The 13,689-nt window shown below is 71.5% G+C and carries 16 protein-coding genes; 7 read left to right on the plus strand and 9 right to left on the minus strand.

Annotation, left to right across the window (positions count from 1 at the left end; all coding sequences use genetic code 11):
* Window positions 1-64 precede the first annotated feature (64 nt).
* The 4 genes from B072_RS0113520 to B072_RS0113535 form a co-directional block, all read right to left on the minus strand.
* Window positions 65-1,231: a flotillin family protein gene (locus B072_RS0113520; RefSeq protein WP_018530487.1), complete on the minus strand. Its 1,167-nt coding sequence runs from the start codon at window positions 1,229-1,231 to the stop codon at window positions 65-67.
* A gap of 14 nt (window positions 1,232-1,245) precedes the next feature.
* Window positions 1,246-1,491, minus strand: coding sequence for a hypothetical protein (locus tag B072_RS0113525; protein WP_018530488.1), 246 nt, complete (start codon window positions 1,489-1,491; stop codon window positions 1,246-1,248).
* A 141-nt stretch (window positions 1,492-1,632) separates the two neighbouring features.
* Window positions 1,633-2,694: an MBL fold metallo-hydrolase gene (locus tag B072_RS0113530; RefSeq protein WP_202538731.1), complete on the minus strand. Its 1,062-nt coding sequence runs from the start codon at window positions 2,692-2,694 to the stop codon at window positions 1,633-1,635.
* Between the two features lie 86 nt (window positions 2,695-2,780).
* Complete coding sequence (locus B072_RS0113535) at window positions 2,781-3,299, minus strand: GNAT family N-acetyltransferase (RefSeq protein WP_018530490.1); 519 nt, start codon at window positions 3,297-3,299, stop codon at window positions 2,781-2,783.
* Between the two features lie 124 nt (window positions 3,300-3,423).
* Between B072_RS0113535 and B072_RS0113540 the strand changes: the two genes are divergently transcribed.
* The 3 genes from B072_RS0113540 to B072_RS0113550 are packed head-to-tail and all read left to right on the plus strand — an operon-like array spanning window position 3,424 to window position 6,084.
* The gene (locus B072_RS0113540) at window positions 3,424-4,896 is read left to right on the plus strand and encodes an aldehyde dehydrogenase (RefSeq protein WP_018530491.1); all 1,473 of its coding nucleotides are present in this window, start codon (window positions 3,424-3,426) and stop codon (window positions 4,894-4,896) included.
* A 2-nt stretch (window positions 4,897-4,898) separates the two neighbouring features.
* Window positions 4,899-5,132, plus strand: a complete 234-nt coding sequence (locus B072_RS0113545) for a ferredoxin (protein WP_018530492.1) — start codon at window positions 4,899-4,901, stop codon at window positions 5,130-5,132.
* 55 nt (window positions 5,133-5,187) lie between these two features.
* On the plus strand, window positions 5,188-6,084 hold the full coding sequence (locus B072_RS0113550) for a tetratricopeptide repeat protein (protein WP_018530493.1): 897 nt from the start codon (window positions 5,188-5,190) through the stop codon (window positions 6,082-6,084).
* Here B072_RS0113550 and B072_RS0113555 read toward each other — a convergent pair.
* Window positions 6,081-6,704 (minus strand): TetR family transcriptional regulator, encoded by a 624-nt coding sequence (locus tag B072_RS0113555; protein WP_018530494.1) that lies wholly within the window; start codon window positions 6,702-6,704, stop codon window positions 6,081-6,083. The genes B072_RS0113550 and B072_RS0113555 overlap by 4 nt on opposite strands.
* 198 nt (window positions 6,705-6,902) lie before the next feature.
* On the opposite strand from B072_RS0113555, the gene B072_RS0113560 reads away from it, so the two are divergent.
* Genes B072_RS0113560 through B072_RS0113570 form a run of 3 tightly spaced genes read left to right on the plus strand, consistent with a single transcriptional unit; the run spans window position 6,903 to window position 10,056 of the window.
* On the plus strand, window positions 6,903-8,252 hold the full coding sequence (locus B072_RS0113560; protein ID WP_018530495.1) for a glycosyltransferase family 4 protein: 1,350 nt from the start codon (window positions 6,903-6,905) through the stop codon (window positions 8,250-8,252).
* Window positions 8,246-8,986 (plus strand): class I SAM-dependent methyltransferase, encoded by a 741-nt coding sequence (locus tag B072_RS0113565; RefSeq protein ID WP_018530496.1) that lies wholly within the window; start codon window positions 8,246-8,248, stop codon window positions 8,984-8,986. Before B072_RS0113560 ends, B072_RS0113565 begins: the two co-directional genes overlap by 7 nt.
* Window positions 8,983-10,056, plus strand: coding sequence for a prenyltransferase/squalene oxidase repeat-containing protein (locus B072_RS0113570; RefSeq protein WP_018530497.1), 1,074 nt, complete (start codon window positions 8,983-8,985; stop codon window positions 10,054-10,056). The genes B072_RS0113565 and B072_RS0113570 overlap by 4 nt, the downstream gene beginning before the upstream one ends.
* Window positions 10,057-10,075: 19 nt before the next feature.
* On the opposite strand, the gene B072_RS0113575 is transcribed toward B072_RS0113570, so the two are convergent.
* A complete protein-coding gene (locus B072_RS0113575; protein WP_026245784.1) occupies window positions 10,076-10,357 on the minus strand; it encodes a hypothetical protein in 282 nt (93 codons plus the stop codon).
* A gap of 168 nt (window positions 10,358-10,525) precedes the next feature.
* Here B072_RS0113575 and B072_RS0113580 point away from each other — a divergent pair, with 168 nt between their 5' ends.
* On the plus strand, window positions 10,526-11,029 hold the full coding sequence (locus B072_RS0113580) for a hypothetical protein (RefSeq protein WP_051127180.1): 504 nt from the start codon (window positions 10,526-10,528) through the stop codon (window positions 11,027-11,029).
* Window positions 11,030-11,050: 21 nt separating this feature from the next.
* Here B072_RS0113580 and B072_RS0113585 read toward each other — a convergent pair whose 3' ends face one another.
* From B072_RS0113585 to B072_RS0113595, 3 genes are all read right to left on the minus strand, one after another.
* Window positions 11,051-11,473: a hypothetical protein gene (locus B072_RS0113585; RefSeq protein WP_018530500.1), complete on the minus strand. Its 423-nt coding sequence runs from the start codon at window positions 11,471-11,473 to the stop codon at window positions 11,051-11,053.
* Window positions 11,474-11,551: 78 nt separating this feature from the next.
* On the minus strand, window positions 11,552-12,562 hold the full coding sequence (locus B072_RS0113590; protein ID WP_018530501.1) for an LLM class F420-dependent oxidoreductase: 1,011 nt from the start codon (window positions 12,560-12,562) through the stop codon (window positions 11,552-11,554).
* A gap of 127 nt (window positions 12,563-12,689) precedes the next feature.
* Window positions 12,690-13,577, minus strand: coding sequence for a hypothetical protein (locus B072_RS0113595; protein WP_026245785.1), 888 nt, complete (start codon window positions 13,575-13,577; stop codon window positions 12,690-12,692).
* Between the last annotated feature and the right edge of the window lie 112 nt (window positions 13,578-13,689).

Here is a 13,689-nt window from a genome sequence, read left to right on the forward strand (position 1 = left end):
CGCAGCAGGGCCACCGGCCGTCAGCCAGCGACGAAACCCTCGCGGGGCAGACGCGGAGTCTGGGTCAGCGGACGTCGACGGGACCGTCGTCCGACCCGCGAGGCCCACCCAGATACCGCTCCATGGCCGCCCCCGGCGCCGCCGACCCGTCCTCCCCGTTCAAGTTCTTCCGCACCGAGTCGAGAATGGTGAGCCCCTGCCCGACGAGCCCCGCCGCGATCTCCCCGAGGCCGTCCGCCCCGTTCAGCACGTTCACGTTCGCGCCCGCGAGCCCCGCCGACGCCTCCTTCACGATCTGCGGCAACTGATCGATGAGCATCCGGTCGAGCGCGACCCGGTCGTACGAGGCCGCGGCCTCCGCCTGGATCTTCATCCGCTCGGCCTCGGCGAGGGCCAGCACACGGATCCGCTCCGCGTCGGCCTGCGCCGGCTTCACGACCTCCGCGACGAGCTGCTGCTCCCGCAACTCGGCCTGCTTCAGGGCGAGTTCGGTCTGCGCCGCCAGCACCTCCTGCTGCGCGTGGGCGAGCGCCAGCGGCCCCGCCTGGTCGGCCTGCGCCTTGGCCCGGTCGACCTCGGCGTCGTACTCGGCCTGCACGATCGCGGTCTGCCGCGCGAACTCGGCCTGCTTGCGGGCCGCCGCCTGCTCCGCCTCCACGGAGGCCTGGTTGGCCTGCGCCTGCGCGATCTTCGCGGCCCGCTGGATCGCGGCCTTGTGGGGCTGCGACATGGCCTCGATGTACCCGGTGGCCCCGTCGTCGATGGACTGGATCTGCAGCGAGTCGACGTGCAGCCCGATCTTCGCCATCTCGGACTTCGACGTGTCGAGGACCTCCGTCGCGAGCTTCTGCCGCTCGGTGACGATCTCCTCGACGGTCATCGATCCGATGATGGAGCGCAGATGCCCGGCGAAGATCCGCCCGGTGAGCACGGACATCTGCTCCTGGTCCGAGAGGAACCGCTGCCCGGCGTTGACGATCGACTCGTGGTCATTGCCCACCTTGAAGGCGATGACGGCCCGCACGGTCAGGGCGATGCCCTGCTTGGTCACGCACTTCTCGACGACCTCCGCCTCCGCCATGGCCAGCGACAGAAAGCGGGTCTTGCGGAACACGGGCAGGACGAACTTCCCGTGTCCGGTGACGACGCGGAACGGCGCTCCCCCAAGTCCCCGCCTGCCGCCCGAGATCAGCATCGCCTCGTCGGGTGCGGGAACGCGATATCCGAACATCCTTTGACGTCTCCTTAGCGGGCGCCGCCTTCGCCGTCGGCGAGCAGAGGATCGGTCCAGGCCATGACCACGACCTGCCGGGTACCGCGCGACTCGATCACGAGCACGGTCGACCCGCGCTCCAAAGGCTCGTCCGAGAACGCGAGAAACGTCTCGGTCCCGCCTCTGACCCGCACCAGCACCTCACCGGGCCCGTCCGCACCACGCGTGCCGAGCACCAGCTTCCCCGTACAGCCGACCACAGCCTCGTCCGGCGCCATCGGCGGCCGCCCCCTTGTCGTTCCAGCTCAGAAGAGCTCTTGGGACCGGACCATACGCCTGCGCGCACAGCCCGACCATCCACGCACGGCAAAGATCCTTCGACCGGGTCGGGGCCGACGGACGGACGGCGCGCGACCGCGTCAGCGCGCCGCCACGTACGTCGCGGGACTGCTGCCCACCACGGCCTCCGCCCGGCCCAGTTTCACCAGGCGGCGCAGGTGCGCCTCGGCCTCCGAGACGGCGATGTTCCGCGAGCCGTACGGGATGTCGGCCCACGGGCGGTTCCACTCCATCTGTTCCGCGAGCTGCCACGGGGTGAGCGGCTGTGCGAGCAGGGCGAGCAGATCGGTCAGGCGCGACTCGTGGTGGTCCAGCAACTCCTGTACGCGGGCGGGCGCGTCGGTGAAGGTGTGCTGGTGGGCGGGGAGCACCTCGGCGGGCGCGAGCCGGCCGACGCGTTCCAGGGAGTCGAGGTAGTCGCCGAGCGGGTCGGTGGAGCCCTCCTCGACGGACGGGTCCTCGTACAGGCCGATGTGCGGGCTGATGCCGGGCAGCACGTGGTCACCGCTGAACAGGCGTCCATTTCCCGGGAGTTGCGCCGGGTGGTCCTCCTCCAGGTGCAGGCAGACGTGGCCCGGGGTGTGGCCCGGTGTCCAGATCGCGCGCAGCCGGCGGCCCGGCAGGGGGAGCAGGTCGCCGGGGGTGATGGTGCGGTCGGGCAGCGCCGGGTCGAGGCCGGGCAGGCGGCGCGGGCGGCCCTCGTCGCGGGCGCGCAGCAGCGGGGCCACATGGTCCTCGGGCGCCCCGGCCGAGAGCAGCTTCGAGGCCATGTACCCGTACCAGCGCGACGGGGGGTTCTCGCGGGTGCGCCGCACCACCGCCGCGTCCGCCTCGTGCATCGCGATCCACGCCCCGGACGCGTCCCGCACCTTCGCCGACAGGCCGTGGTGGTCCGGATGGTGATGGGTGATCAGGACGCCGGTCAGGTCGGCGACCGAGGTGCCGCACGCGGTGAGTCCCGCGGTGAGCGTGTCCCAGGACGTCGGGTCGTCCCAGCCGGTGTCCACGAGGACGGGGCCCGCGTCGGTGTCGAGCACGTAGATGAGCGTGTAGCCGAGGGGGTTGTCGGGGATCGGGACCCGGATGCTCTGCACGCCCCCGCCGTGATCGGTCACCTGCGTCACCTGCGTCACCTCTGCCATTTCCGTCGGGGTACCGCTCCGTCACCCGAGGGCACCAGTCGCCGCGCCGAACTCCCGTCACTGTAATGGAACTTGTAGAACTCGTTTCAATAGTCGCCCGGGTCGACCGTCTCCCCGCGCCAGATGATCTCCCCGTCGTCGTCCGTCACGCCCGACGCCACGAGCCCGAGCGCGCGGGCCACCCGCGCCGACGCGTGGTGCCCGGGGTGGATGTGGGCGACGAGTTCGCGCACGCCCCGCGCCGCCAGCCACCGCGCCATCCCGAGCGCCGCCTCCCGCGCGACGCCCCGGCCCTGCCACGCGGTGCCCACGACCCAGGCCACGTCCGCCGACGTCCCGGCCTCCACCGTGGCCTGCACATACCCCGCCAGGCGGCCCGAAGTGCGGTCACGGATCACCCAGTTGAGCCAGTCCGTGCCGGGTTCCGGCGCTCCGGCGACCTGGCGGACGTACCGCGCGCGCAGCGCCTCGGGCGTCGGCGGCCCGCCGCCCGTGAAGGCGTACAGCGCGGGGTCGGCGAGCACGCCCGCCATCTCGTCGGCGTGCTCCACGGCCAGCGGCAGCAGGGTGAGGCGTTCGGTGCGGATCGGTTCGCTCGTCGTCACCGTCGCACCCTACGGCCGGGGCCCGCGGCACCCTTCCGCATCGCAACTAGAACTGGTATCAGTTCTGAAACACCGTCAGAAGTCTTGCCCGGAAGTCGTCGGAAGTGGTCGCGGAGGGTTCCTCATGACCGAGCTCGTGGAACACGGACAGCTGTTCATCGGCGGGGAGTTGACCGATCCCCTCGGCAAGGACGTCATCGAGGTCGTCTCCCCGCACACCGGCGAGGTCTTCGGGCGCGTGCCGCACGCCGCGCCCGCCGACGTCGACCGCGCCGTCGCCGCCGCCCGCAAGGCCTTCGACGAGGGCCCCTGGCCGCGCATGACCCTCGACGAGCGGATCGCCGTCGTGTCGCGGATCAAGGACGCGATCGCCGTACGCCACGAGGAGATCGCCAAGGTCATCTCGCAGGAGAACGGCTCGCCCTACTCCTGGGCCGTCCTCGCCCAGGCGCTCGGCGCGATGATGGTCTGGGACTCGGCGATCAACGTCGCGCGCGACTTCACGTACGAGGAGGCCCGCGACGGCGCCCTCGGCAAACTCCTCGTACGCCGTGAGCCGGTCGGTGTCGTCGCGGCCGTGGTCCCGTGGAACGTCCCGCAGTTCGTCGCCGCCGCCAAGCTCGCCCCCGCGCTGCTCGCCGGCTGCACCGTGGTCCTCAAGCCGTCGCCCGAATCGCCGCTCGACGCGTACATCCTCGGCGAGATCGCCAAGGAGGCCGGGCTGCCGGAGGGCGTGCTCTCCATCCTCCCCGCCGACCGCGAGGTCAGCGAGTACCTGGTCGGGCACCCCGGCATCGACAAGATCTCCTTCACGGGGTCGGTCGCGGCCGGCAAACGCGTCATGGAGGTCGCCGCCCGCAACCTCACCCGCGTCACCCTGGAACTGGGCGGCAAGTCCGCCGCCGTGGTCCTGCCCGACGCGGACGTCGAGTCCACCGTCGCCGGGGTCGTCCCGGCCGCCTGGATGAACAACGGCCAGGCCTGCGTCGCCCAGACCCGCATCCTCCTTCCCCGCGCCCGCTACGACGAGTTCGCCGAGGCCTTCACCGCCGCCGCGTCCGCGCTCGTCGTCGGCGACCCGCTCGACCCGGCCACCCAGGTCGGCCCGCTCGTCGCCAAGCGCCAGCAGCAGCGCAACCTCGACTACATCCGCATCGGCCAGGAGGAGGGCGCCAAGGTCCTCACCGGCGGCGGCGCGCCCACGAAGTCCGGCCTGGAGCACGGCTGGTACGTCGAGCCGACCCTCTTCGGCGACGTGAACAACAGCATGCGGATCGCCCGGGAGGAGATCTTCGGCCCGGTCATCTGCCTGCTCCCGTACGGCGACGAGACCGAGGCCGTGAAGATCGCCAACGACTCCGACTACGGGCTCAGCGGCAGCGTCTGGACCGCAGACGTCGCCCACGGCATCGACGTCGCGCGGCAGGTGCGCACGGGCACGTACAACGTGAACACCTTCAGCCTCGACATGCTCGGCCCGTTCGGCGGCTACAAGAACAGCGGCGTGGGGCGGGAGTTCGGGCCCGAGGGCTTCAGCGCCTACCTGGAGCACAAGATGATCCACCTGCCTGCCGGGTACGAGCCGGAGGAGGGCTGACCATGGGGGACCGGTGGCACGTGGAGGTCGACCGGGGGGTCTGCATCGGCTCCGGCATGTGCGTGAACCACGCCCCCGGCGCCTTCCGTCTCGACTCGGCCCGCCAGTCCCACCCGGCGGACCCCGAGACGGACGCCAACGAGAAGGTCCTCGCGGCGGCGGAGGGCTGCCCCGTCGAGGCCATCACCATCACGCTCCTCGACTCGGGAGAGGTCGTCTTCCCGCCCGAGGACTGAGGGCCGCGCGGGCCGGGTTACGCTCCTGCGGATCTTCGAGCAGGGGTGGGACACGATGGACAAGGCCGAGGCCAGAGGGCTGATCGACCAGGCGTACGAGGCGTGGGACAAGGAGGAGTGGGCGCGCGCGGCCGAGCTGTACGAGCGCGTGCTCGCCCACTTCCCCGACGAGGAACCGAGCGCGGCGTGGTGGTACGACGCCGCCCTCGCCCACAAGTTCCTGCGCGACTGGGACAAGGCGTACGCCCTGGGCAAGGAGGCCGCCGCCCGCGCCGAACGCGGCACGAACGACCCGGCTTTCTGGAACCTCGGCATCGCGGCCACGATCCTGCGCGACTGGGCGACCGCCCGGGACGCCTGGGACGGCTTCGGCATCGCGCTGAACCCGGGCGAGGGGCCGATCGAGCAGGACCTCGGGCCGGTCGCCGTCCGGCTCGACACCGACGGGCAGCAGGAGGTCGTGTGGGGACGCAGGCTCTGCCCGACCCGGGCGCGCGTCCTCAACGTGCCGGTGACCGGCGGCCGCCGGTTCGGCGAGATCGTCGTGCACGACGGGGCGCCCAACGGCGAGCGGGTCTCCGGCGGGAACACCTACCCCGTCTTCGACGAACTGCTGCTCTTCGAGCCCTCCGACCTGCCCACGTGGCAGGCCACCGTGAGCGTGGCCCAGGAGGCCGACCTGGAGGCGTTGTTGGAGCTCTTCACGGAGCACGACTTCGGGGCGGAACCGGCGTCCGCCGTCCGGATGCTCTGCGCGTGCTGCAGCGAGGGCACCGTGGAGACGGCGGAGTCGGTGGAGTCGGGGGAGGGGAACGGCGGCACCCTCCACGCGGGAGCGCAGACGGTCTCCTTCGCCGCCCCCGAGGCCGAGACGCGGCGTCTGCTCGACGACTGGGCGGCCACCGGCCCCGGGCGCGAGTGGAGCGGCCTGGAGGCCGCGGACACGGCCTAGTCCCGGTCCGGTGTCGTCAGTTCGATCAGCCGGCACACCGTCTCGATGTCGATCTTCACCTGGGCGATCGACGCCCGCCCGGACAGCCAGGTGATCAGTGCCGAGTGCCAGGTGTGCTCGATGACCCGGACCGCGGACAGCTGCGCGGGCGTCGGGTCGTCGAGCTCCATCGCGTCGAGGATGATCGCCGTCGTCTGCCGCGACACCTGGTCGACCTCGGGGCTGACACTGCGGTCCGCGAAGGTCAGGGCGCGCACCATCGCGTCCGCCAGATGCGGCTCGCGCTGCAGCGCGCGGAAGGCCCGCATCAGCGTCTCGGCGACCCGCTCGGCGGACGATTCACCGGCCGGCGGGCGCTTGCGCACCGTCGTGTGCATGTGCTGGAGCTGGTCCTGCATGGTGGCGACCAGCAGATGCACCTTGCTCGGGAAGTACCGGTACAGCGTGCCGAGCGCGACCTGGGACGACTCGGCGACCTCCCGCATCTGCACCGCGTCGAACCCGCCGCGCGACGCGAGCTGGGCGCTCGCGTGGAGGATGCGGCGGCGCCGCGCCTCCTGCCGCTCGGTGAGTGCGGGTCCCCCCTGAACACTGCCGTTTCTGGCGTCCGGAGCTGTCATGTGTCCGTTTCCGTGTCCCGTCGCCCAGGCCGTGGCGTGAATCACCCGATCCGCCTGCCACTGCTTGGCTACCAGCCGGTAGATTCGATCCCCATTGAACGATCAAGTCTGAAACTTGTTCTAGATTAGCGTCCCCACGTAGTGTCCACTGGCAGGCCGGGATGTCCACGGGCAAGCAGGAGAGAAGGGTGGCCTGGAGTGACCGCGGAGTCGTTGCGCATCGCTCTCCTCACGTACAAGGGCAACCCGTTCTGCGGTGGCCAGGGCGTGTACGTACGTCACCTCTCCCGTGAGCTGGCCCGCCTCGGCCACCGGGTCGAGGTCATCGGCGCACAGCCCTACCCCGTCCTGGACGAGGTCGCCGAGGGGGGTGCCGTGGCCGGGCTCAGCCTCACCGAGCTGCCGAGCCTGGACCTCTACCGCAGCCCCGACCCGTTCCGTACGCCGAAACGCGACGAGTTCCGCGACTGGGTCGACGCCCTCGAGTTCGCCACGATGCGCACCGGCGGCTTCCCCGAGCCGCTGACGTTCTCGCTGCGCGCCCGCCGCCATCTGCGGGCCAGACGCGGCGAGTTCGACGTCGTGCACGACAACCAGACGCTCGGATACGGCCTGTTGGGCGGCCCCTCCTCGCTGGGCGCCCCGCTCGTCTCCACCATCCACCACCCCATCACCGTCGACCGGCAGCTGGAACTGGACGCCGCCGAGAACTGGCAGCAGCGGCTGTCGAAGCGCCGCTGGTACGCGTTCACGAACATGCAGAAGCGCGTCGCGCGCCGCCTGCCGTCGATCGTCACCGTCTCCGGCACGTCCCGCGACGAGATCGTCGAGCACCTGGGCGTGCGCCGCGACCGCATCGGCGTCGTGCACATCGGCGCCGACACGGACCTCTTCTCGCCGAATCCGGCCGTGCCCGAGGTACCGGGCCGCATCGTCACGACATCCAGCGCCGACGTCCCCCTCAAGGGCCTCGTGTTCCTCGTCGAGGCGCTCGCCAAGGTGCGGGCCGAACACCCCGAGGCCCACCTGGTCGTCGTCGGCAAGCGCCCCACGGAGGGCCCGGTCGCCGTGGCCATGGAGCGGTACGGGCTGGAGGGCTCCGTCGAGTTCGTCAAGGGCATCAGCGACGCCGAACTCGTCGACCTGGTGCGCTCGGCGCAGGTCGCCTGCGTGCCGTCGCTCTACGAGGGCTTCTCGCTGCCCGCCGCCGAGGCCATGGCCACCGGCACCCCGCTCGTCGCCACCACGGGCGGCGCCATCCCCGAGGTCGCCGGACCCGACGGCGAGACCTGCCTCGCCGTGCCGACGGGCGACGCGGGCGCGCTCGCCGCGGGCCTGAGCCGACTGCTCGGCGACCCCGCGCTGCGGGCCCGCCTCGGCGCCGCGGGCCGCGCCCGGGTGCTCGACCGCTTCACGTGGGCGCGGGCCGCGCAGGGCACCGCCGAGCTGTACCGCGAGGCGATGGCGGCGGCCCCCGCCGCACCCTCCCACGACTCCTCCGTACGACCTCACCAGGAAACCCCAGAGGAAAGCAGGGCCACGTGCTGACCGTCGACTTCACCCGTTTCCCGCTCGCCGCGGGCGACCGCGTCCTCGATCTCGGGTGCGGGGCCGGACGGCACGCGTTCGAGTGCTACCGGCGCGGGGCACAGGTCGTCGCTCTCGACCAGAACAAGGAAGAGATCGCCGAGGTCGCCAAGTGGTTCGCCGCCATGAAGGAGGCCGGTGAGGCCCCGGCGGGCGCCACGGCCACCGCCATGGAGGGCGACGCGCTCCAACTCCCTTTCCCCGACGAGTCGTTCGACGTCGTCATCATCAGTGAGGTCATGGAGCACATCCCCGACGACAAGGGAGTGCTCGCCGAGATGGTGCGCGTCCTGAAGCCGGGCGGGCGCATCGCGGTGACGGTCCCGCGCTACGGCCCCGAGAAGGTCTGCTGGGCGCTGTCCGACGCGTACCACGAGGTCGAGGGCGGCCACATCCGCATCTACAAGGCGGACGAGCTGCTCGCGAAGATGCGCGAGGCCGGGCTGAAGCCGTACGGCACCCACCACGCCCACGCCCTGCACGCCCCCTACTGGTGGCTGAAGTGCGCGTTCGGCGTCGACAACGACAAGGCGCTGCCGGTCAAGGCGTACCACAAGCTCCTGGTCTGGGACATCATGAAGAAGCCCGCCGTGACCCGGGTCGCCGAGCAGCTGCTCAACCCGGTCGTCGGCAAGAGCTTCGTCGCCTACGCCACCAAGCCGCACCTGCCCAAGGCCGCCGGGGCCTCTGAGTGAGCAGCCCTGAGCGGACCGAACTCCTCGTCCTGGAAGGCGTTCTGACGGCCGATCAGGTCGCGCGGACGGTGCAGGGCGTGCTGGCGGTCCAGCGGCCCGACGGCGCCATTCCGTGGTTCCGCCGCCACCATCTCGACCCGTGGGACCACACCGAGGCCGCCATGGCCCTCGACGTGGCCGGCGAGCACGAGGCCGCCGAGCGCGCCTACGACTGGCTGGCCCGGCACCAGAACGAGGACGGCTCCTGGTACGCCGCCTATCACGACGGCGACCCGCGCGACGTCACGGACCGCGGCCGCGAGTCCAACTTCGTGGCGTACGTGGCCGTCGGCGTCTGGCACCACTACCTCTCCACCGGCGACGACGCGTTCCTCGACCGGATGTGGCCGACGGTGTGCGCGGCCGTCGCCTGGGTGCTGCGGCTGCAGCAGCCCGGCGGACAGATCGGCTGGAAGCGCGAGGACGACGGAACACCCGTCAACGACGCGCTCCTGACCGGGAGTTCATCGGTCCACCACGCCCTGCGGTGCGCGCTCGCCATCGCCGACCAGCGCGAAGAGCCGCAGCCCGACTGGGAGTTGGCGGTCGGCTCGCTGCGGCACGCCATCCGGCGCCACCCGGACCGCTTCCTCGACAAGAACCATTACTCGATGGACTGGTACTACCCGGTCCTCGGCGGCGCGCTGCGCGGCGCCGAGGCGAAGGAACGCATCGAGTCCGACTGGGACCGCTTCGTGGTGCCCGGCCTCGGGGTGCGCTGTGTGGTGCCCAACCCGTGGGTGACCGGGGGTGAGAGCGCCGAACTCGCCCTCGCCCTGTGGGCGATGGGCGAGTCCGACCGCGCGCTCACGATCCTGCAGGACATCCAGCACCTGCGGGATCCGAAGACGGGCCTGTACTGGACCGGCTACGTCTTCGAGGACCGGGCGATCTGGCCGGAGGAGCTGACCGCGTGGACCGCCGGGTCCGTGCTGCTCGCCGTCGCCGCGCTGGGGGGAGACGAGGCGACGTGCTCGGTGTTCGGGGGAGAGGCCCTGCCGGGCGGCGTGGAACCCGACTGCTGCGGCTAGGGCCTGTGCGGTGGGCGGATCAGCGCAGTCGGCCGGCGATGGCGTGGCCGACGGCCAGGTAGACGACGGCGGCCAGACCGTATCCGGCGACCACGCGGGCCCAGGCCTCGTCGAAGGTGAACAGATCGTAGGACCAGCCGGCCAGCCAGCTGGCAGCATCGTGGATGAACTGGACCAGGTCGTTGCCGCGGTTGGCATCGAGCAGGTACATGAGGATCCACAGACCGAGTATCAGCGCCATGATGTCGGCAACGACCACGATGGCTCGGGCCGCGCTGTTGCCGCTGCGAGTAGAGGACATAGTCACCGTTTGACCGCAACTTGTTCGATGAAACCCGGACGGTCGCGCCCAAGTGGCGGGAGTGCGGGCGGCGGGTGACGCTGCGGGGACGTGTGCAGTCCCACCCCGGAGGTACCCGCGGTGCTCAGCTTCCCTCTTCCCGTGCGGCGTGCGGTCGTGGCCGTCCTCATGTCCGGCGCCCTGCTCGCCGGCACGACCGCGTGCGGCAGCTCCGACGAGAGCGTCTCGTCGTCGGCGTCCCCGTCCAGCACCGCCGAACGCCAGAAGCTCGCCAAGACCCGCTTCGTGGCGAACGCGGGCCTCGCGGCCGGCGCCACCTACCAGTGGATCGTGAAGCCGTGGAAGGCGGGCAAGTTCAAGAAGGGCGCCGACGGCCAGAAGTTCGCCCTCGTCAAGGCGGGCCTCGCCGGAGCCTTCACCTACAACCGGCTCAAGGCGGCGGTGAACAACGCCAAGGGCGACCCGACCCTGTCCAAGGCGGTCGCCCCGCTGGAGGCCGGCATCGCGTCCCTCAAGGACCTGCCGAGCAAGCTGCGCAAGGGCGACGGCACCGACTCGGTGGCCTCGACCTTCGACGACGTCATCAACTCCGTGAAGAACGCGGGCAAGGACGCGGGCGCGACGGTGACGGACAAGGTGCCGTCGCTGTCCCAGCTCAACTCCGGCTCGTGACGTCCCGGGGGCCGGTCGGGATCAGTCGCAGGTGACCCCCCAGTACGCGATCCGGGCGGGCCGCCCCTCCTCGTAGAGCACCGTGCAGTTCCCGCAGCCGCGCCCCGGATACTCCAGGGCTCCGGAGTCCAGGGCGGCCTCCCACGCGTCGTGGGTGGGCCGCCCGCCCGGACACCAGGCGCGTATCTCGTCCTCGGTCAGGGGTCTCATGCACGGGCCGTCGTCGGTCGATCCGGCCTCGACCGCATAGGCCTGGTCCAGGACCGTGCCGGTGCCCCCGGTGAAGATGTACTCCTGCCACTCCGGGTCCCGCCACAGCTCCTCGACCATGCGGCTCCCGAAGCCGTGGTCGTCCTCGGCCAGCGCCTTCTCCTGCTCGCCGCGGAACGCCGCCGCCAGATCGGCCTGGTACGCCCCCGTCATCGCCCACGCGTCGCCGCCCATGGCACACCCCTCCCAGGTCACAGCCGGTCTCCCCGGCCATGAACGAAGAGTACGAGCGCCCACTGACAATCGCGGGCCTCAGGAGTTGAGCTCCGCGAGGGTGCGCAGGGTGAGCGGGTCGGGGGACAGGACCAGAAGATCGGTCACCGGGCCCTTGCGCCACAACTCCAGGCGCTCGGCGATGCGTTCACGCGGCCCGACGAGCGAGATCTCGTCGGCGAACGCGTCCGGCACGGCGAGCACCGCCTCCTCCCGCCGCCCCTCGGCGAACAGTTCCTGGATGCGCCGCGCCTCGGCCTCGTACCCCATCCGCGCCATGAGATCGGCGTGGAAGTTGCGGGTCGCGTGGCCCATGCCGCCGATGTAGAACCCGAGCATGGCCTTGACGGGCAGCAGTCCCTCGGCGACGTCGTCGCACACCTTCGCGCGGGCCATGGGCGCGATCATGAAGTTGTCGCGGAGGTCGGTGAGCGAGGCCTGGTACACATCCGTGCGGGTCGGCGACCAGTACAGCGGGAGCCAGCCGTCCGCGATCCGCGTGGTCTGCGCGATGTTCTTCGGGCCCTCGGCGCCCAGCAGGACCGGGAGGTCGGCGCGGAGCGGGTGCGTGATGGGTTTCAGGGCCTTGCCGAGTCCTGTGCCGTCGTCGCCGAGGTAGGGGTGCGCGTGGAACTTCCCGGCGACCTCGACAGGCCCCTCGCGCTTCAGCACCTGCCGTACGACGTCCACGTACTCGCGCGTGGCGGTCAGCGGGGACCGGGGGAAGGGACGCCCGTACCAGCCCTCGACGACCTGCGGCCCGGACAGCCCGAGGCCCAGCATCATCCGCCCGCCCGAGAGGTGGTCGAGGGTGAGCGCGTGCATCGCGGTCGTGGTGGGGGAGCGGGCGGCCATCTGCGCGATGGCGGTGCCGAGCCGGATGCGGGAGGTGTGCGCGGCGAACCAGGTGAGCGGGGTGAACGCGTCACTGCCCCAGGACTCGGCGGTCCAGACCGAGTCGTATCCCAACTCCTCCGCATCGCGCACGAGTTGGAGGTGATCGGGGTTCGGCCCGCGTCCCCAGTAGCCGAGTGCGAGTCCCAGGCGCATGCGGTCAGCCTCTCCTCCGGCACCGATGTCTGACGATGCGTCAGATCGTGGATTGCGTGGGCGACTGTACGCGAAAGGCCCCGCGCCCGGAAGGTGGGCGAGGGGCCTTGAGCGGGTGCCGTGCGGGTCAGCCGCGCTGGATCCCGGTGGTGTCCTGAAGGACGCCGCGACGGCCGTCCTGTGTCTGGGCGACCAGGCCGGGGCCGCGCTGCTCGACGGCCAAGTACCAGGTACCCGGGGCCAGTTCGGCGATCGGCGTCGGGTTGCCGTCCTCGCCGTACAGCGGACGCGGCACCGGAACGGCGAACCAGAACGGCGAGAAGTCCGAGGCGCCACCCTGCGGGGCGGCGGGCTGCGGCGCCGGAGCGGCGGCCTGCTGCTGCGGCTGCGCGCCGTAGGGCTGACCGGGGCCGGGCTGACCGGGCTGCGGCTGGCCGGGACCGGGCTGACCCGGCTGCGCACCGTACGGCTGGCCGGGGCCGGGCTGCTGAGCGCCCGGGTAGCCGTAGCCACCCTGCGGCTGGCCGCCGTAGGGCTGCGGCTGCTGCGGGCGCGGGGCGCCGAGGAGGGGAGCCTGGAGGGCCGGGACGGCGGCGGTGGCGATGGCCGCGGCGGCCATGACCAGGGTCGCGATCAGGGCGAGGATGAGGCCGATGCCGGCGTCGATGCTCGCGCCGCTCCCGCCGGAATTGTCGAAGCCGCCCATCGGGTCGAAGATGTTGCCGAGCGCTCCCCAGGCGGCGAACACGGTGGCCGCGATGCCGAACTGCCCGAGGTCGAGACCGGCGACCTTGCGCGGCTGCGGCAGACCACGGTTCACCACGATGAGCGCGGCGCCGATGATCCCCGCGAGTACGACACCCATCAGGACCGGGCCGCTTTCCCACGCGTTGGGGAAGTCCGCGCTGTCCGGGGCGTTGTCGAACGAGTAGAGATCGAGGAACGAGGCGATGATGAGCAACACCGCTGCTCCGATCACCACGCCGTCGCCTCGAGTGAGGGAGCGGATATTCACTTCAGGGAGTCCTTCGTCTGTCGTCCGGTCATCGATGGAGGCGGCGCATAGCGCAGGGGTGGCCCCACATGGTACGTACGGGTGACACTATCGCCCGTGTCCCGAGGGTGTC

The organism is Streptomyces sp. HmicA12, from assembly GCF_000373565.1.
Classification (GTDB): domain Bacteria; phylum Actinomycetota; class Actinomycetes; order Streptomycetales; family Streptomycetaceae; genus Streptomyces.

Excerpts from the sequence above, each read along its gene's own strand:
- B072_RS0113520 (WP_018530487.1), bottom strand. The coding sequence starts at position 1,231 with ATGTTCGGATATCGCGTTCCCGCACCCGACGAGGCGATGCTGATCTCG.
- B072_RS0113525 (WP_018530488.1), bottom strand. The coding sequence starts at position 1,491 with ATGGCGCCGGACGAGGCTGTGGTCGGCTGTACGGGGAAGCTGGTGCTC.
- B072_RS0113530 (WP_202538731.1), bottom strand. The coding sequence starts at position 2,694 with ATGGCAGAGGTGACGCAGGTGACGCAGGTGACCGATCACGGCGGGGGC.
- B072_RS0113540 (WP_018530491.1), top strand. The coding sequence starts at position 3,424 with ATGACCGAGCTCGTGGAACACGGACAGCTGTTCATCGGCGGGGAGTTG.
- B072_RS0113545 (WP_018530492.1), top strand. The coding sequence starts at position 4,899 with ATGGGGGACCGGTGGCACGTGGAGGTCGACCGGGGGGTCTGCATCGGC.
- B072_RS0113550 (WP_018530493.1), top strand. The coding sequence starts at position 5,188 with ATGGACAAGGCCGAGGCCAGAGGGCTGATCGACCAGGCGTACGAGGCG.
- B072_RS0113555 (WP_018530494.1), bottom strand. The coding sequence starts at position 6,704 with ATGACAGCTCCGGACGCCAGAAACGGCAGTGTTCAGGGGGGACCCGCA.
- B072_RS0113575 (WP_026245784.1), bottom strand. The coding sequence starts at position 10,357 with ATGTCCTCTACTCGCAGCGGCAACAGCGCGGCCCGAGCCATCGTGGTC.
- B072_RS0113580 (WP_051127180.1), top strand. The coding sequence starts at position 10,526 with ATGTCCGGCGCCCTGCTCGCCGGCACGACCGCGTGCGGCAGCTCCGAC.
- B072_RS0113585 (WP_018530500.1), bottom strand. The coding sequence starts at position 11,473 with ATGGGCGGCGACGCGTGGGCGATGACGGGGGCGTACCAGGCCGATCTG.
- B072_RS0113590 (WP_018530501.1), bottom strand. The coding sequence starts at position 12,562 with ATGCGCCTGGGACTCGCACTCGGCTACTGGGGACGCGGGCCGAACCCC.